Source organism: Psychrobacter sp. CoH-33_TS_01 (assembly GCF_058189395.1).
In genome coordinates, this window is sequence record NZ_JBVGQI010000002.1 from 119,428 (window position 1) to 136,481 (window position 17,054).

Genomic DNA, 17,054 nt, shown 5'->3' on the forward strand with positions numbered 1-17,054 from the left:
CCTTAAAGCTCGCTTAGCTCATTAAACTGTAACGCTTAAATTCAATCAGCTAAGCAAGAAGGTGTAGACATAACGCTTTATTAACTTAAGACTTAACGCTCACAGCATCATTATTGCTAGTGACACTATTATAAAGTGATTTATCGCTCCACTAGCTCTAACCAAACTATCTACTACAAAATGGACAGTTATGTGAGCGTTATTACCACGTTATCAAGCGTTTGTAAGCGAATAAATAGCCCGCTAGTATAGATAAACACGATTACAGTTACTATCATTTATACGCGGCGGCTATAAAAAAACCTCGCTCAATTTCAGCGAGGTTTTTTCGTAATAACAAGCTAGTAGCAACAAGCTAAATCAAGCCAGCGCTAATGACCTTAAACTGCCTTAAGCTTTGGCAGGCTCAAGGTGTTTGTCACGCTGCTTAATGACTTTACGGACTTTGTCACGCGCGCGGCTTTGCTTTAAGCGAGACAGATAATCGACAAAGATAACGCCGTTTAAATGGTCCATTTCGTGTTGAATACAGACCGCCAGTAGACCTTCCACTTCTTCGACAAAGGGTTTGCCTTCACCATCCAAAGCTTCAATTCTAACTTTATTCGGGCGTTCTACTTCGTCGTAAACTTCAGGGACAGACAGGCAACCTTCTTCATACGGTTGCTTTTCGTCCACTAGAGGCGTGACAGTAGGGTTAATAAAGACGCGACCACCGCTCTTATCATCAGATAAATCCATGACAATCAATTGGATATGTCTGTCCACCTGTGACGCTGCTAGGCCGATACCTTTGGCATCATACATGGTCTCAAACATATCTTTAATCAAAGTTTTGATCTCGTCATTGACCTCTTTGACCGGTTGGGCAATGGTACGTAAACGCGGATCGGGGTAATTGAGAATCGGTAATAAGGCCATAAGCCCTCACTTAGTAAGAAATAAAAGGATAAGAAAATGAAAAATCGCAATAGCACAACAAAGGGAATATATTGGGTAGTAGCAGCTAGTACTGACCAGCTGTTCTATCACTAGCATAGTAATAAACACAGCAGATAGCCAATTAGAATTACTCATATAACCGTTTGCTACTGAGGCTAGCAGTCATATTAGCGGTAAGACCGATAGCAAAAATAGTGGCTAGGGTAGCTCTAAAGGCATTAGGATAAAAGCAGGTTAAGACTAAAAGTGTTGGGTATAGTGGCGCCATGAGCTAACTGGCATACCCCTATTTTACCAAATTTTATTTATGAATATAAATTAAATCGTAATAGCTACCGGTCATAGAAAGTCGCTGATGTGCTATTGAAATCCATTAGGGCTAACTATGGCGTATGAGCACAAAAATTTTAGGGCAAAAAAGCCTTACCAGTGGTAAAGCTTTCTTTTTTAGTAATCAAGATTTTAGCTATTAGAATTCTATAAAGCAATTTTATAAAACAGGCCTATCTATTAGGCGGTTATTATACGCGACGTTTGCCCGTAATAAGCTCATAGATAAACAGTAGGATAATAGCACCAATCACTGAGAAGACTAGGCCCATAAAGCCGCCATTAGTACCAAAGCCTAGCATGCTGGCTAAGAAACCACCAATCATAGCACCAGCGATACCCAACACAATGGTCATAATCCAACCCATTGGGTCATTACCAGGTTTAATAGCACGTGCCAATAGACCTGCCACCAGACCAATAATAATCATCCAAATAAAACTAAACATAGAGCGTCTCCAATTATAATTTGAGTAAAGGTAGGAATAGCAACGTCGGTTCATTCCATTAAGAAGATGGACATTATATTTATAATTAAACTGAACGTTGATTTCTTGATTTTAATTATAGCGGAGCGCTCTGACCAACAGTAAGGCGGATATGTTACCTGTGTTGAAAGTCTGTGAGAAAATATGCCATTTGCAATATTGCGTAAATCGGGCGTTAACCGAGCGTAACCTACCACGGCTAAACGGTAGCCGCTGGCAGATTATGGTATCGCTAATGGTGCGCCATACTTTTCAGTGCTTACGGCAAGCGGCTAAGGTTAGCGACTAAGATTAGAGATCATAGTTAGCGTTTTTGTAAAGCGTGCAATAGACGCTGATGAATCCCTTCAAAGCCACCATTAGACATGATAACAATGGCGTCGTTTTGACCGACATTTTTGCTAACGTAATCGATAATGTCATCGGTACTGCTGAGTACTTGTTGGCGATTACTCGAGCTTGTCGCAGTGGTCGCTAAAGACTGAGTAATAGTATCGTTCAGCCCCCATTCAAGCCCTGCAGGCTCATACCAAAGTACTTCGTCGGCAAGGGTAGCAGAAGCCGCTAAGCTGTCTTTGTGGATGCCTAATTTCATCGTATTACTGCGCGGCTCAATGATGGCCCAAAGCTTAGCGCCCGCTAGTTTCTTCTTAGCGCCATCTAAGGTGGTGGTGATGGCAGTAGGGTGGTGGGCAAAGTCATCATAGACCTGGACAGTACCCGTAGCGGTCGTGACAGTGCCAATCAGCTCCATACGGCGTTTGATGCCAGCAAAGGCTGAAAGCGCGGCACAGGCGGTCTCAATACTCACACCCACATCATAAGCTGCGGCTACTGCTACCAACGCATTATTCACATTATGTAGGCCGTTCATACCCCACTGTACTTCGCCCATTGCGGTCTCTTGGCTTGCTTCTGCTGAGTTAGCATCCTGATAAACCACACGGAAGTGACTGCCATCGGCTTGCAACAACTGGGCTTGCCAATCTATTTTAGGACTATTATTCACGTCGGCTATGCTGCTTTCTTGCACACTATTATCAATAACGGCTGTACCTGTAGCGTCAGTCAGCTGGGTACGCCAAACGGGGGTCCAATGACCTTTGTCTAAAGTGGCTTCTAAGCTTGGGGTGCTCGCCGGCATGATGATTTGACCGGTGCTAGGAATCATGCGAATCATATGATGAAACTGGGTTTGAATCGCATTTAAGTCCGCAAAGATATCGGCATGATCAAATTCTAGGTTATTCAAAATAGCGGTGCTGGGGCGGTAATGGACAAATTTAGAGCGCTTATCAAAAAATGCCGAATCGTATTCGTCGGCCTCAATCACGAAGTAACCGCGTTTGCCATCTACCTCAGCGGCGCCTAAATGACTGCTATGCGCAAAGGCCTTCTGTAAGCGGCTATCCTCAGTATCCACTAACGGTACGCCACCAATTAGGAAGCCCGTATCGATACCGGCAAATTGTAGTATCCACGCCAGCATGGTCGTCGTTGTGGTCTTACCATGGGTCCCGGCGACCGCTAAAACGTGGCGCGACTGCAGCACATGCTCAGCCAAAAACTGCGGACCCGAAGTATAAGGCAAGCCTTGATCTAGCATATATTCTACGGCTTCAATACCGCGCTTCATGGCATTGCCCACGATGACCAAGTCGGGTGCTGGGTCTAGATGGCTCGCCAGATAGCCTTCTTGAATCTCCACGCCAGCCGCTTGCAATTGAGTCGACATGGGCGGGTAAATACCGGCGTCAGAGCCCGTCACCGTATGGCCAAGACTGCGAGCGATAAGGGCTAATGAGCCCATAAACGTGCCACAAATACCGAGGATATGAATATGCATAGATAAAGTCTTCTGAATTAAAAAAGCGGATGAGATGCGCACACATTGTAATGCATCCCCCAAATGATGACCAATAAAAACACGCTGTAATTCAGTTAGCGGATTTATAGGCCCATGGTATAGATGGAAATAGCCAGTTATAGGGGAGGGTACTAATAGAATGGGATAAGTGCAAGATAAGGGGCAAATATTAGAGGATTGTAGCTAATAGGGGGGTGCAGCTGGTAGGGGGTTTCAGCAGATGAATGGCAAGCGCTGATGCTAGCAAAAGGTGGAGGAGAATTTATTAATACCAGCGTCATGCTAATGAGAGGGCTATGCTAATGAGCGCTGCGTCCCTGCAGCGGATAACGCCAAACCTATTATCGGATGCGCTTATTTACGCGAAAGCATATATTTAGGATTGGCTTGAATCAAAGCTTCCTCGCCGGGCTCTGGCAAATCCCCTTCGATAAATATTAATTGATTGTCATTAATCAAATAGTGCTCTGACTCAGCATTCGCAAAGCTAATAGTGATGATATTGTCCAGCTGTTGGTAAGAGCCCATTTGGCTTAGGGTGTCTGAGGTACGTTTTGGCTCTTGGTGATGGCTGGTTTTACGAGCTGTGCCATCGGCATAGAGGTTTAAGACAACCTGCTCTTGATCATCATCCCCTTGACCACTGGGACAAGGCAGCATGCCTGAGTAATCGCCGATTAACGTAGCACCGAGGCTACTACCAGAACGGCTAGCAATCATAGGCGTACTTTGACGATGTTCAGCGAATTCGAGTAGCCCTGCGCCCTCATCATCTGCTAAATCTGGGTCGTCTAAAACAGAGTCTTCTGCAGCACCGCCTGAGGTATCTAAGTTACTGGCCATAGCGATATCGGCGTTAGCAGTAGCCGTATCCGCTGTCCCGCTCTTAGCTTGTGGGCTAGTCATTTCAGCAGCCGTCTCTGACCCTTCTTGTTGATTCGCGCTATCGCAAGCACTCACTAGCATGGCCAAGCTCGCCAGTAACAAGCCGCGCCACAAGCCTTGTCGTAGCGATTGCGGCAGAGACGTAGACGGTAATGAATGTTCAGATGACAACGGCTTAAAGCGCGTAAAAATAAAATTGGACATAAAACTCCCGTCAACCGAGGTGCTCGGTTTAGTCGGTTTATTTTTTGAAAATGCGGAATAATAGCAAAGCGTGTACTAACAGCAAAAATACGAACAAGATTAGCGATTGCTCAGGGATACTTAGGCCTAAAAAACGCCATTCGACGAGTGCACATTCTCCAGACCCTGTTAGCACTTGATTGACCACTTCTTGCATGGGCAGAGCGTCCAGCCAATAGTCGAGACCAGGACCACAGCTAGGGACTTGGTCGGCTGGCAAATGTTGTATCCACACATGTCTAGCGGCGACGCCTGCTGACCATAGAATCCCCAAAAAGCTGCCTAGCCAAAGGAGGAGTCTTCCTACGGTTTTATTGGGGTTAATCAGGACGGCTAAGAGCGCAAACACCCCCATGACCATCAGACCAATACGCTGAAAAATACATAGCGGGCAAGGGGAGAAGCCCATCATGCGCTGTAAAAATACTAAAGCAAAGGCCATAGCCACTACAGTCATTATGACCAAAAATATATTGAGACCGCGATAACTCATGAGTTTCTGTAAAGGACGGTTCATGTATGCTTTTTACACCCTATATGGCAAACAATAATTAAAAATCACGACTTATAAAACCGATTAGATAAAGGTTAAGTCGATAATATTATTAGAATTAATATAATTTTAATTGGCTGGTCTTAGGCTGATAGGTACTGCTATACACCAATACTAATGTACAACCTACCACGATTTTCTTTAAGCGAATTTTGTACCATTTTTATTGCATTTGACTAAAGATATGTTGCGCAACCTTTAGGCTAGCTTAAAGCTAATAAGAAAGCTGCCGAGATACTATCTGACGGCTTTATGCAGAGTCAATTAAGTTTAAGACTGACAGATAGCGAGTCACTGATATAATTTTTCTGGCTAGAAATCATAATAGACTCAATGCAGGCGCAAACTTATACCAGTGACTCTGTACCAAATTATGAGTGGACCCACTTTAAGATTAGTTCTATAGCTAATGGCTGTTATCAAGGCCAGCTATTTATACTAGCCTTGAGTCAGCCGCTCAACAGCCAAAGAGGCAGACAGCTAGCTCGATAGACTAGCGATATTGCTGTAAGAAAGTCGCAAAGTCTTCGGTATCAGAGGCTTCCATATCCGCCTGCTGCATGACAGATTTCTCTAAGAGTACTTCGTATTTCGCTTGCGTATTGGGGCTCATAGATTGCTGTAATAGCAAATCTCGGTGCTGCTGAGCTAAGGTATAGCCGAGCTGCCAAGTACTGCCAAGACGCTCAGAATCGGCGATCACTTGGGCGGACAAGGTCAGGTTAGGGTTGCGAGCTTTACCTTGCATGAGAGCTAGGGCAGTACGGTAGTCATTACCACCATGATGCGCGTCTAATAAGGCGGCTAGGGGCAGCATCTGCGTGAGGTGCCCTTGCATCCAATCGCTAAATAACACCTCAGTAGCCGACTCATGACAGTGTATTTTTAGCTCAGGGTCACGGCCATCATTGACGATGAGTTCGACATTAGCGGCCAGCAACTCTTCTTCTGCTGGCAATAAATCTGGTGAGTCAGTCAATAGGCAATAAAGCGCTAAAATCTCTAAGAAACAAGCACTCGATAGGCGGATACCAACATCACTATACGGGTCTAAATCGATAGCTCGGAATTCAACATAAGCGATACCGCGGCGCTCTAAGGCTTCGGTAGGCGACTCGCCGCTTTCAGCGATTTGCTTCGGACGTATCGGGCTGTAGTATTCGTTTTCAATTTGCAGGATATGGTTATTAATCTGAATAGGGTTGCCTTGCGCATCGTCCAAGCCTAGCGCTGCAAACTGTGGCTCTGGCGTCTGAATAGCTTGGCGTAAGCCCTTGATATACTCTGGCAAATCGTTATAGCGGATATCTAAGTGTTCTTGCACGCTGTTGGTATAGCCCAACTTACCCATGCGCAAGCTGGTCGCACAAGGCTTATAGTAAGTCTTGTCATTTAATAACTCTAAATCGTGCTCGCGGTCTTTTAAGAAGCACGGACACACGCTAGGACTCGCCCCTAATAAATACAAGACCAGACCGGTCATGCGCTTAAAGTTACGGATAAGGGCTAAATATTTATCATTTCTAAAGTCGCTTAGACTCGTTTGGCTGGCCTCATGAGCTTGCCAAGCGCTAAATAAATCATCACCAAAAGACAGGTTATAGTGCAATCCTGCGATGGTCTGCATGCGTCTGCCATAGCGTATACCCAGACCGCTGCGGTATAGGGTCTTGAGCTTACCGACGTTGGAGGTGCCATAGTCTGCCAGCGGTATGTTTTCATCATCAGAAGCTAGCATACAAGGCATCGATAACGGCCACATGAGCTCATCATTTTCGAGGGCTTGATAGACTAAGACATGCAGCTGTCTTAGCATCGTCAAAGTCTCTTTTGGGGTGGCCTTTGGGTCGGTAATGAGCTCGAGTAAGCTTTCTGAATAGTCGGTCGTGATAAAAGGATGGGTAAGCTTTGACCCTAGTTTTTTGGGGTGGGGGGTAGTGGCCAAAAAGCCATTCGGCTGCATGCGCAGGCCTTCTTTTTCGATACCGCGCTGCATGCCCGCTAGGTACTGAGGGCTTAACCAACTAGGGAGACTGAATTCGCTATTATTACTCATGAGACGCTCGTACTCTTATTATTAAATGGTAAGCCATCAGACAGCCTATTGTCCCCAGGGAATGGTGCGAACAACTAGGCTGATAGCGCTGCAAATTGAGGGGCGTTTTTAATATCGCAAAAAGGTAAGCTGGGCAGCTTGCCCCCATTAACTGACGGGTGCCCCATAGAACTCAAGCTGCGCGAAAAATATCGGCTCAGTTTAGCCCAATCATAGGCTAAAAACTATGTATGCTTACAAATTACGTATACTCATCCGCAAGGTGTTTTAAGCCCTATTTTACGATAATAGCCGTACAATACGAGGGGTTGCTTTAGAGTTGGCTATAAATCATGACGGATATAGGGCTTTATTTTAACACCCTACAACGAAAACACCCACCAAACGAATTTGATGGGTGTTATCAAGCACTATACGCTAACAGCGTTCTAAGAATTTAACCAAACTAGCTAGAGCTGCTATTCAGCTTAAAACCGTCTTAACTTATGAAAAGTCTAGTTCAGTCTCAAAGCTTTTTAGGTTATGACGGGCCATAGCTAGGTTAGACTTTTGACGATCAAGGACCAAGTATAGGAATAAATTATCGTTACGTACTAAAGGACGCATCAAGTGATACTGCTTGCTCAAAGTGATCAAGATGTCTTCAATGTTGTCATTTAAGTCAAGGCTGTCAGCGACTTTACGTTTAGCACGGATGACCTGAGTGTTACCTGCGGCGGCGAGCTCAAGATCAATACCTGTCCCTAGCGTGGCTAGAGCCAAACCAGATTCGCTATCTACTAGGGCTGCTGCGATAAAACCATCAATTTCGTTTAGTGTATCTAATGTTAACTTCGCCATAATCAAACTCTTCTAATTAATTAATAATTATTGCCAATGCCTATATAAGCTCGCGTTAGCCAAAGCTAAAGGCTTTATAGACGGTATAAGACAAATCGTATAACGCTGCTAATCTTCATCCAATTCATAGCTACAATTTACTTAAGTGGCTGATAAATATCGAAAAAATAAAATGTTATTGTTTGTCTTTTCATGGTGCGTATTAAAACATAAGCTTGAATTAATGCCTATAAGTGAGCGACTAAGGGAGCAACTAAGCGATTAAGGGTAGCTAATGGTAATATCTATCTATTAATGGTATTTAATCGTACCATTAATGTAGCCATATCATTAATCTCACTGAACTAATCTAGACGGTAAGTAGGGCAAGCTAAGGTATAAATAAGCAGGGATTTAACCGTTAGCTAGCACCTATTAACTTTAGATAGAAAAAGACGATCCACAGCCACAGGTAGTGGTCGCATTAGGGTTTTGTACCACAAAGCGAGCGCCTTCTAACCCTTCCGTATAATCGACGGTGGAGCCTTGCAGATATTGATAACTTAAGGAATCGACGACTAAGGTCACGTCTTCATTATCAAAATTGGCATCGTCTTCGCCCAATTCATTAGCAAAGTTAAAGCCGTAAGAAAACCCAGAGCAGCCACCGCCCGTCACATAGACCCGCAGCATTAAATTATCATCGCCTTCCTCTGCGCGCAGACGGCGGACTTTGTTGGCAGCACTATCGGTTAATGTCATGGTTGGGTTCATATTTACCTCACTATACTTTTTAATACGAGCAGACCAACCTATTTTGGTCATAACTCGAGCCCCATGGCACCCAATACTCTTAGCCTATCTACCGTGACCTTGCCTCGGCTTTCTGAGCAATTTGGCTCAATTATAGACGACGCCCACCGTAAAATAACGCGGCTAATCAGAGATGAGGGGTGTATAGGTGATGGGGAACAGTATATCATAATTGGGCTTTTCAAAAATTTGTCAAGGACACCCATGATTGAGTTCAAAGATGTCAGTGTACGCCGTGATGGTCGTATGCTGTTTCAGCAAGCCAGCTTTCAGTTACACCCCGGTCAAAAGATCGGTTTAACCGGTAATAATGGTACCGGTAAATCCACGCTATTCGCTGTGGTATTGAATCAAATGCAAGGGGGCTCCGATGAGCTGAGCGTGGATAGTGGCTCTATCAGCATCCCTGAGCGTTGGCGCGCCGCCCATATGGCGCAAGAAGTAGATGCTACCGAGCAGACGGCTATTGACTATGTGCTCAGTGGTGACGAAGAGTGGTATACCCTCAACGCCGCAATTATGGATACTGAAAATCTTAGCGATGACGAGATTGGTCCGTTATATCAGTGCTTTGATGAAATCGATGGCTACCGGATTCCGACCAAGGCCGCGCAAATTTTGGCCGGTCTCGGCTTTACGACCGAACAGCATGACACTTCAGTTGAGCATTTTTCGGGCGGTTGGCGCATGCGTCTTAACCTAGCGAAAACGTTGATGAGTCGTGCTGAGCTATTGCTCCTCGATGAGCCGACCAACCATTTAGACTTAGATGCCATTCTTTGGTTAGAAACTTGGATCAATCAATTTGAAGGCTTAGTGCTACTGATTTCGCATGACCAAACTTTCCTCGATGCCACTATTGATAATATTCTGCATATTGAGCAGCATAAAATGACCTTATATTCTGGTAACTATAGCCAGTTTGTACGTACGCGCAGCGAGCGCCTAGCGCAGCAGCAACAAGCGTATGAAAAGCAAGAAACCACCAAAGCCCATCTAGAAGACTTTATCCGTCGTTTCCGGGCCAAGGCCAGTAAGGCCAAACAGGCGCAGAGTCGTATCCGTCAATTGGAGCGTATGGCTGAGCTGTCACCGATGATGGCGGATAACCCGTTTTCGTTTAAGTTTTATGAGCCGTCACAGATGAGCTCACCATTAATCGAAATCACTAAGGGTGAGATTGGTTATGGCGATACTGCCTTGCTGCATAATGTCTCGACGCAAGTGACGCCTGATACACGCATTGGTCTACTCGGGATGAATGGTGCGGGTAAATCGACACTAATCAAAGCCTTGGTGGGCGATTTGCCGCTGCTGTCAGGCACTTATCAAGTTTCAGACAGCCTGAAGCTGGGCTATTTTAACCAGCACCAAATGGATATCTTGGATCCTAAAGCCACGCCTATCATGATGCTCAGACGCCTTGCGGGCAAGACTTCAGATGCGGAATTGCGCTCTTTCTTAGGCAGTTTTGACTTCCGTGGTGAGCGTATCGATACGCCGAGTGAGTCTTTTTCGGGCGGGGAGCGTGCGCGTTTGACCTTGGCTTTAATCGTCTGGCAGCGTCCCAACGTGTTGGTACTCGATGAGCCAACCAACCATTTAGATTTACAGATGCGTCAAGCTTTGACCCTAGCGCTACAAGGTTTTGCTGGGGCCGTGGTATTGGTCTCGCATGACCGCGAATTGATCGCCAATGTCTGCGATGAGCTGTATCTGGTCTATGATGGTATCGTCGAAGAGTTCGATGGCGATGTCAGTGACTACGGCAAATGGCTGACCGAAAAGCGCAAGCAGAACCAAGCCAATGAAAACAGCAAAAAAGCGGCTAATAAAGCCACGAAGAGCAACAAGTCGGCTAATGCTACTAAATTGCCTGCTGCCCCTAAACCTGCCAAAGTTGATAATACTCCGGCACTGAGCAAGGAAGAGTTGCGCAAACAGGCCGCTGAACTACGTAAACAAACGGCCCCACTGCGTAAACGTATCGAGAAAGCCGAAGCTGCGCTAGAAAAAATAGCCGTGTCGTTGAGTGATTTAGAGGAGCGCTTGGCCGATACCAGTCTCTATGATGACAGCCGTAAAGCTGATTTGCTCGTGTTGCTAGAGGAGCAGACCGCCTTACAGCAACAACAAGCCCAGCATGAAGAGGATATGCTCGCGGCGATGACGGAGCTTGAGGAGAGAGAGGCTTAGTTTCCATCTCTTATCCCGTGTATTCGATTAAACGGTCCCTATTCATTCAATTGAAAAGTCTCTGTTAATTTGAATAAAAAGGCCCTTTATTTTTACGGAACGCCCCTGTGTTATTACATGGGGGCTTTTTTACGGCGGTAACTTTTTACGCGTATTCACAAAGAGGGCTTTCATTTTGGCAAAATGGCAGACAATATAAGACTGTAATATAAAGTTCTTATCAAGCTCCGCTACCCTAAAACAAGCATCAAGCTATCCTAGAATAGCTATTAAATTATACAAAATGAGTGAGATACAGGAACTCAATAAAGGACTTTAATTGTGCAAAACACTTTAATTTAATAGGTAATGACCACATTAATAGACTTATAAACCCCGCCTAATAAAGCGAAAGGACCCACCACCATGGCAGAGAAAAGTTATTACGATATTTTGGGTGTCAAAAAAGATGCGACCGAAGCCGATATCAAAAAGAGCTATCGCAAGTTGGTGCGTAAGTACCATCCCGATGTCAGCGATGCGCCCAATGCCGACGAAAAAATCGCTGAACTCAATAACGCTTATGAGACCCTCAGAGATAAAGACAAAAGGGCTGAGTATGATGCCATGCAGTCCAATCCTTTTACTGGCGCAGGCACAGGTGGTTTTGGCGGCTTTGGTGGGGCAGCGCGTGGCCAAGGTCAGGGCGGTGGTTTCGCGTGGGAAGATATCAAGGATCAGTTTGGTGATGGGGCCGCTTTTGGCGAAGGCAGTTTCCGCTTTGACGATATCTTTTCTGCCTTCGGTCGAGGCGGCGCGCGTGGTCAGTCACAAAGCGCGGGTGCTGGCGGTGCAGGGCCATCAGGGTTTGATCAGTTTGGTGGCGGAGATTTTGGTAATTTTAGAGACACTAAAGGTCAAGACCAACACGCCGAGTTGGTCGTCGATTTAGCTTCAGTCTACAGTGGTGATGAGTACAGTATCAAACTCAATGTGCCTACGCGCCAAGCCAACGGACAAGTGAGCCAAGAGCAGAAAACCTTAAAAATTAAAATCCCTAAAGGCATCGTAGAAGGCAAACAGATTCGCCTGCCCAAACAAGGCGCGGCCAGTATGGGCAAAGGGGATAATGGTGATTTATTCTTAAAAGTGAAGATTCGTCATGCTAATAATATCCGTTTAGAAGGGGCCGATGTTTATCAAACCATCGATGTCCTACCTTGGGAAGCGGCACTCGGCGATAAAATTATGGTCACGACTCCAGCGGGCCGTCACGATGTCACGATTCCGAAAGGTATTAAGTCCGGCAGCAACCTACGCCTGAAAGGTAAAGGTATCCCTGCCCAGCAGCCCGGTGATTTATATTTAACGATTAATCTGACCAATCCTGAGGTGCAGAGCGACGAGCAGCGGCAAGCCTACGCGGCATTGAAAGCGGCCTTTGCAGATACCACAGTTACGCGCTAACAGCCAGTGGTGAGTCCCTGCTAACGCATTAATAATTAGTAACGGACTGAGCCATCGATAGCCTGTGATACGGATAGCAAATTTTTGAGATAAAGGACAATAGCCATGGAACACTCCACCGAATTAAATGACGTCATTATGAGTTTGGATGAGCTGGTAGCGGCTTGTGGTCAAGAGCACAGTTGGGTCGTAGCCCTCATTGAAGAAAATATTATTGTGCCGGATGTGGCGCATCAGGTCACCGTAGAGCCGACCACGCCGCAGCAATTTAGCGGCTATCAGCTCACCCTCGCTCGTCGCGCTTCTCGTTTAAGCCGTGACTTTGATGCTAGCGTGCCCGCGATAGGATTAATTTTAGAGCTACTTGATGAGCTTGAGCAACTGCGCCAATTTAAGCGTCAGTGGGAAGCTCAAAGCAATACGCGGATTATTGAAATTGATATCGATTAATGAGTGTTAATTGCTAAATGCTACATTTACTTAGTGAATTATTGGCGAAGTCGATGACCATAAAAAAGGCCTTACTCTGTTATAGAGCAAGGCCTTTTTTTTATGACTTAACTGTACCGACGTGATTTAATCACACTGATATTGTTTCGCTATACCAATACTAACGGGCGTATTTTGGATCTGCTGCGGCAGTGAACAATACGTCAGTAGACGAGTTCAGCGCGGTTTCAGCCGAGTCTTGTACGACCCCGATGATAAAGCCGATAGCGACCACTTGCATGGCTAGGTCATTGGGAATACTAAATAAGCTACACGCTAGTGGAATTAGTAACAATGAGCCACCGGCCACGCCTGAAGCCCCACAAGCACTAATCGTCGCCACAACACTGAGTAATAGGGCAGAAGCGAAGGTCACTTCAATACCTAAAGTATGAGCAGCGGCTAAAGTTAATACGTTGATGGTAATCGCAGCACCGGCCATATTAATAGTCGCGCCTAGCGGTAGGGTCACCGAGTACGTGTCTTCGTGCAGGCCCAATTTACTCGCCAAGTTCATATTAACCGGAATGTTGGCGGCAGAGCTGCGGGTAAAGAAGGCGGTGATACCCGACTCGCGTAAGCAAGTGAAGACTAAAGGATACGGGTTTTTGCCAGTTTTCACCGCTACGATGATTGGGTTGACGACCAAAGCAATAAATAGCATACAGCCGACCAATACGGCCAAGATACGGGCGTAGCCAAATAAAGCGTCGAAACCGGTTTCAGCGACCGTATTTGCGACCAAACCTAAAATACCAAGTGGGGCAAAAGCGATGACCCACTTCACCACTTGTGAGATGGCCTCTGCAAAGTCACTCACCATACTGCGAGTATAATCGCTCGCTTGACGCAGGGCGAAACCTATCACGAGCGCCCACGCTAAGATACCCATGTAATTGGCATTGGCAAGCGCGTTGACCGGGTTGGCCACCAAGTTCATTAATAATGTGGTCAGGACTTCTTTTAAATTGGCTGGCGGGATTTGCTCGACCGTACTATTCACTAAGACCAAATCGGTTGGAAACATAAAACTGGCGGTAACGGCGGTCAATGCAGCCAAAAAGGTGCCGAAGATATACATGATAAGCACAGGCTTCACATACACTTGGCTGCCTTGGCGGTGGCTGCTGACGGCGGCTATAACGAGTACAAATACTAAAATAGGGGCAACAGCTTTTAGCGCGCCGACGAATAAAGTCCCGAGTAGGCCTAAGGCAATACCGACACCGGGCGCAAGCCAACCGATCAGGATACCTAATATTAATCCGAGAATAATCAGCGGCACTAAGCCTATACGCTGATAGAGAGTGACAATAGAGTTCATACAGCTATCCTAATGGCAATAAAGTCCGAACATAAGGCAGCACAACCTGAGTAAATGAATAGGCCTGAGGCATAATCCGCCACTTTATTTACTACCTATTTGTTGTGCTAGCGTAAATTAAGACAGGATAGTAGCATCTTTTCTGTAAATGCAAAATATAACTCAGCAATTAGGTAAAAAGGCTAAGGGGTCGATTCAGTTATGAACGAGGGTTAAATCTCTTAGAGATTGCGGGGAAGGTGCTATTTGATGGGGTAATAAATCAGCTCAAAGCCTAGCGATTTATAATGCTTATACTTATCGCGACCTTGTTGTTTGCTGAGCTCATCAGGAGCAATAATCTCAAGCACACGCTCAGGGAAAACTTGGGCGTCTGAGGTGGCGTTAGGAGCGGGGATAGCGAGCGGGGTGGCTGCTAAATTTAAGATAACGCCATCAAATCCTATAGGCAGCTGCTGGGTTAAGATAACCGGAGCGGTTAAATCTTGCGTAGCGTCTTGACCGTTTAAGGTAGTTTCAGCGTCGGTAGTAGGAGTAGCGTCCTCTAAGCTGCTCTGAGCAGTAGCACTGTCTTTAGACGGGCTAGAAGGAATAAGACTGTGGGGAATAAAGCTCGTAGGCTCGAAATCCCATAATTGGCTGTCGAGTAAGGCTAAGCGCTCTGGATTATCATCGACGATTACTAAGCTTAATTTGCTCTTTTTTAAGACCGTTTGGGTAAGCTTACAAACAAAATCCAGCAGCCCTCCATGAGGAGAGCTGCTGGATGTGGTAGTGCCATATTGCGGATTATGTAGCACATAGAAGCTAATTTGCATAGTAAAAAACTCTCAGTTATTGGCTTCTATGCCTCGATAAAATACAACTTTGCGCTGGCTACAAGCAGGTCTTAATTAAGCCATCAGGCCGTAATTAAGCATTGCTAAGCGCAGCATTTTTTAAGTACTGCATAAATAGTGGCACTGGGCGACCGGTCGCTGCTTTGTCTTTGCCCGAAGTCCAAGCCGTACCCGCGATGTCTAAATGCGCCCAAGCTTGACCTTCTTCGATAAAGCGTGATAGGAAGCAAGCGGCTGTGATAGACCCGGCGGCGCGGCCACCAATATTCTGGATATCCGCGATAGGCGAGTCCAATTGTGGCTGATACTCATCGTCTAACGGCATGTGCCAAACGAGATCACCCGATTGCGCACTGGCATTCTCTAAAGCAAATAGCACGTCTTCATCATTAGCAAACACTGCCGAGCGTACGTGACCCAGTGCAATCACACAAGCGCCGGTTAGCGTAGCCACGTCGATGATCGCTTTTGGCTTATAACGCTGGACATAGCACAAGGTATCACAGAGGACTAGGCGACCTTCTGCATCCGTATTTAAAATTTCGACCGACATACCGTTCATAGCACGGACGATATCGCCAGGACGAGTCGCCTCGCCAGAAGGCATGTTTTCGGCACAAGCTAGTGCTCCGACGACATTGATAGGTAGGCGCGCTTCGCAAAGGGCTTTCATCGTGCCCAATACCGCAGCAGAGCCGCCCATATCAAACTTCATCTCATCCATGGCAGCGCCGGGTTTGATAGAGATACCGCCTGAGTCAAAGGTGACGCCTTTACCGACCAAGACAATTGGAGCGTCGTCAGCGGCCGTAGTCTCTGCACCTTTCTTTTTCGTACGTTTAGTCGGCAGTTTATCCGCCACGGCATCGATGACGCCAGACACCATGCTTGAGCCACTAAAGGCTGATTTGCCTTGGTACTCTAGGAGGACTAACTTGCCTTCTTTAACCGAGCCTTTAGACACTGATAAGAAACAGCCCATACCCAGTTTTTCCATTTGCTTTTCACCCAATACAGTGACTTTTAGCACGTCTGGATAGGCTTTGGCCAAGGCTTCTGCTTGCTCTGCCATATAAGCTGGGAAGCAAATGTTACCCGGCTCATTCGCTACATCACGCGTTAAGCTCTGACCTTGGAATACGGCTTCAGCAAAATCGATAGCGGCTTGTTGGGATTTGTCAGCTAGTAGTGAAATCGTCTCTAACGTCGGCTCACTGCGCTCAGATTTATATTTATCAAAACGATAGCTGGCGGCTAGGAGCTCTAGGGCAAATTGACCAAACTGTGATTCGTCTAGCGAGTCACCAACGACGATGGTCGCAGAGTCACAGCTTTTACGAATAGTTTGATAAATGGTTTTAGCAATTTTTTGCAGATTGCTTTGCGTGAGCTTGGCTTGTTTACCAACACCGACTAATAGTAATGGGGTAGTAGGTTGCTTGGCGGCTTTCTTATCACTGCTGAGGCCATAATCGGTTAGGGTGGCACCTGTTTTACCTTCAAAATTAGCGGCTTCGATGAGACGCTCAACACGCTCTTGATGCTCGCTCAAGGCTTTGCCGCCCAATAAGTTTTGCTGATCGTCGACCAACACTACGATATAACCAGTCTCTTGCGCCTTAGCTCTCTTTAGAATCTTTTTAGGTTGGGCTGTGAGGATAGATTGAGTTAATTGTAATTTCATATATAGAGATCCTTGTTTGCTCTTGTTAGTTTATAAAAGGGTTGGTTTATAAAAGTAGGGCTTATAAAAGCTTATTATGG

At 46.0% G+C, this 17,054-nt stretch carries 15 protein-coding genes; 4 read left to right on the forward strand and 11 right to left on the reverse strand.

The features are described 5' to 3' along the window. Positions 1 to 390 precede the first annotated feature (390 nt). Positions 391 to 921, reverse strand: a complete 531-nt coding sequence (def, locus tag ACZ2XM_RS03630; protein ID WP_490587034.1) for a peptide deformylase — start codon at positions 919 to 921, stop codon at positions 391 to 393. Between the two features lie 542 nt (positions 922 to 1,463). Then, positions 1,464 to 1,721, reverse strand: coding sequence for a GlsB/YeaQ/YmgE family stress response membrane protein (locus tag ACZ2XM_RS03635; protein WP_201498242.1), 258 nt, complete (start codon positions 1,719 to 1,721; stop codon positions 1,464 to 1,466). A gap of 151 nt (positions 1,722 to 1,872) precedes the next feature. On the opposite strand from ACZ2XM_RS03635, the gene ACZ2XM_RS03640 reads away from it, so the two are divergent. After that, a complete protein-coding gene (locus ACZ2XM_RS03640; protein WP_490587035.1) occupies positions 1,873 to 2,049 on the forward strand; it encodes a hypothetical protein in 177 nt (58 codons plus the stop codon). Between the two features lie 15 nt (positions 2,050 to 2,064). Here ACZ2XM_RS03640 and ACZ2XM_RS03645 read toward each other — a convergent pair whose 3' ends face one another. The 6 genes from ACZ2XM_RS03645 to erpA all read right to left on the reverse strand — a co-directional run bounded on the left by ACZ2XM_RS03645 (position 2,065) and on the right by erpA (position 8,957). Further along, entirely contained in the window at positions 2,065 to 3,606 is a 1,542-nt protein-coding gene (locus ACZ2XM_RS03645; protein ID WP_490587036.1) for a Mur ligase domain-containing protein, read from the reverse strand. Positions 3,607 to 3,981: 375 nt separating this feature from the next. Then, positions 3,982 to 4,716: a copper resistance protein NlpE N-terminal domain-containing protein gene (locus ACZ2XM_RS03650; protein WP_490587037.1), complete on the reverse strand. Its 735-nt coding sequence runs from the start codon at positions 4,714 to 4,716 to the stop codon at positions 3,982 to 3,984. Between the two features lie 37 nt (positions 4,717 to 4,753). Further along, positions 4,754 to 5,272: a disulfide bond formation protein B gene (locus ACZ2XM_RS03655; protein WP_490587038.1), complete on the reverse strand. Its 519-nt coding sequence runs from the start codon at positions 5,270 to 5,272 to the stop codon at positions 4,754 to 4,756. Between the two features lie 529 nt (positions 5,273 to 5,801). Continuing rightward, the gene (gene gshA, locus ACZ2XM_RS03660) at positions 5,802 to 7,364 is read right to left on the reverse strand and encodes a glutamate--cysteine ligase (RefSeq protein WP_490587039.1); all 1,563 of its coding nucleotides are present in this window, start codon (positions 7,362 to 7,364) and stop codon (positions 5,802 to 5,804) included. A 483-nt stretch (positions 7,365 to 7,847) separates the two neighbouring features. Continuing rightward, on the reverse strand, positions 7,848 to 8,204 hold the full coding sequence (locus tag ACZ2XM_RS03665) for a roadblock/LC7 domain-containing protein (protein ID WP_490587040.1): 357 nt from the start codon (positions 8,202 to 8,204) through the stop codon (positions 7,848 to 7,850). Positions 8,205 to 8,624: 420 nt separating this feature from the next. Beyond that, positions 8,625 to 8,957 carry an iron-sulfur cluster insertion protein ErpA gene (gene erpA, locus ACZ2XM_RS03670; RefSeq protein ID WP_490587041.1) on the reverse strand — a complete coding sequence of 111 codons (333 nt, stop codon included), beginning with the start codon at positions 8,955 to 8,957 and terminating at the stop codon, positions 8,625 to 8,627. A 243-nt stretch (positions 8,958 to 9,200) separates the two neighbouring features. Between erpA and ACZ2XM_RS03675 the strand changes: the two genes are divergently transcribed. The 3 genes from ACZ2XM_RS03675 (at position 9,201) to ACZ2XM_RS03685 (ending at position 13,088) form a co-directional block, all read left to right on the forward strand. Then, positions 9,201 to 11,192 (forward strand): ABC-F family ATP-binding cassette domain-containing protein, encoded by a 1,992-nt coding sequence (locus ACZ2XM_RS03675; protein ID WP_490587042.1) that lies wholly within the window; start codon positions 9,201 to 9,203, stop codon positions 11,190 to 11,192. A gap of 405 nt (positions 11,193 to 11,597) precedes the next feature. Then, on the forward strand, positions 11,598 to 12,638 hold the full coding sequence (locus ACZ2XM_RS03680; protein ID WP_490587043.1) for a DnaJ C-terminal domain-containing protein: 1,041 nt from the start codon (positions 11,598 to 11,600) through the stop codon (positions 12,636 to 12,638). Between the two features lie 105 nt (positions 12,639 to 12,743). Further along, complete coding sequence (locus ACZ2XM_RS03685) at positions 12,744 to 13,088, forward strand: chaperone modulator CbpM (RefSeq protein ID WP_490587044.1); 345 nt, start codon at positions 12,744 to 12,746, stop codon at positions 13,086 to 13,088. 160 nt (positions 13,089 to 13,248) lie between these two features. On the opposite strand, the gene sstT is transcribed toward ACZ2XM_RS03685, so the two are convergent. The 3 genes from sstT to ACZ2XM_RS03700 all read right to left on the reverse strand — a co-directional run bounded on the left by sstT (position 13,249) and on the right by ACZ2XM_RS03700 (position 16,974). Next, on the reverse strand, positions 13,249 to 14,451 hold the full coding sequence (gene sstT / locus ACZ2XM_RS03690; RefSeq protein WP_490587045.1) for a serine/threonine transporter SstT: 1,203 nt from the start codon (positions 14,449 to 14,451) through the stop codon (positions 13,249 to 13,251). Between the two features lie 242 nt (positions 14,452 to 14,693). Beyond that, on the reverse strand, positions 14,694 to 15,269 hold the full coding sequence (locus ACZ2XM_RS03695) for a DNA polymerase III subunit chi (protein WP_490587046.1): 576 nt from the start codon (positions 15,267 to 15,269) through the stop codon (positions 14,694 to 14,696). Positions 15,270 to 15,363: 94 nt separating this feature from the next. After that, positions 15,364 to 16,974: a leucyl aminopeptidase gene (locus tag ACZ2XM_RS03700; RefSeq protein ID WP_490587047.1), complete on the reverse strand. Its 1,611-nt coding sequence runs from the start codon at positions 16,972 to 16,974 to the stop codon at positions 15,364 to 15,366. Positions 16,975 to 17,054 lie beyond the last annotated feature (80 nt).

Excerpts from the sequence above, each read along its gene's own strand:
- def (WP_490587034.1), bottom strand. The coding sequence starts at position 921 with ATGGCCTTATTACCGATTCTCAATTACCCCGATCCGCGTTTACGTACC.
- ACZ2XM_RS03635 (WP_201498242.1), bottom strand. The coding sequence starts at position 1,721 with ATGTTTAGTTTTATTTGGATGATTATTATTGGTCTGGTGGCAGGTCTA.
- ACZ2XM_RS03640 (WP_490587035.1), top strand. The coding sequence starts at position 1,873 with ATGTTACCTGTGTTGAAAGTCTGTGAGAAAATATGCCATTTGCAATAT.
- ACZ2XM_RS03645 (WP_490587036.1), bottom strand. The coding sequence starts at position 3,606 with ATGCATATTCATATCCTCGGTATTTGTGGCACGTTTATGGGCTCATTA.
- ACZ2XM_RS03650 (WP_490587037.1), bottom strand. The coding sequence starts at position 4,716 with ATGTCCAATTTTATTTTTACGCGCTTTAAGCCGTTGTCATCTGAACAT.
- ACZ2XM_RS03655 (WP_490587038.1), bottom strand. The coding sequence starts at position 5,272 with ATGAACCGTCCTTTACAGAAACTCATGAGTTATCGCGGTCTCAATATA.
- gshA (WP_490587039.1), bottom strand. The coding sequence starts at position 7,364 with ATGAGTAATAATAGCGAATTCAGTCTCCCTAGTTGGTTAAGCCCTCAG.
- ACZ2XM_RS03665 (WP_490587040.1), bottom strand. The coding sequence starts at position 8,204 with ATGGCGAAGTTAACATTAGATACACTAAACGAAATTGATGGTTTTATC.
- erpA (WP_490587041.1), bottom strand. The coding sequence starts at position 8,957 with ATGAACCCAACCATGACATTAACCGATAGTGCTGCCAACAAAGTCCGC.
- ACZ2XM_RS03675 (WP_490587042.1), top strand. The coding sequence starts at position 9,201 with ATGATTGAGTTCAAAGATGTCAGTGTACGCCGTGATGGTCGTATGCTG.
- ACZ2XM_RS03680 (WP_490587043.1), top strand. The coding sequence starts at position 11,598 with ATGGCAGAGAAAAGTTATTACGATATTTTGGGTGTCAAAAAAGATGCG.
- ACZ2XM_RS03685 (WP_490587044.1), top strand. The coding sequence starts at position 12,744 with ATGGAACACTCCACCGAATTAAATGACGTCATTATGAGTTTGGATGAG.
- sstT (WP_490587045.1), bottom strand. The coding sequence starts at position 14,451 with ATGAACTCTATTGTCACTCTCTATCAGCGTATAGGCTTAGTGCCGCTG.
- ACZ2XM_RS03695 (WP_490587046.1), bottom strand. The coding sequence starts at position 15,269 with ATGCAAATTAGCTTCTATGTGCTACATAATCCGCAATATGGCACTACC.
- ACZ2XM_RS03700 (WP_490587047.1), bottom strand. The coding sequence starts at position 16,974 with ATGAAATTACAATTAACTCAATCTATCCTCACAGCCCAACCTAAAAAG.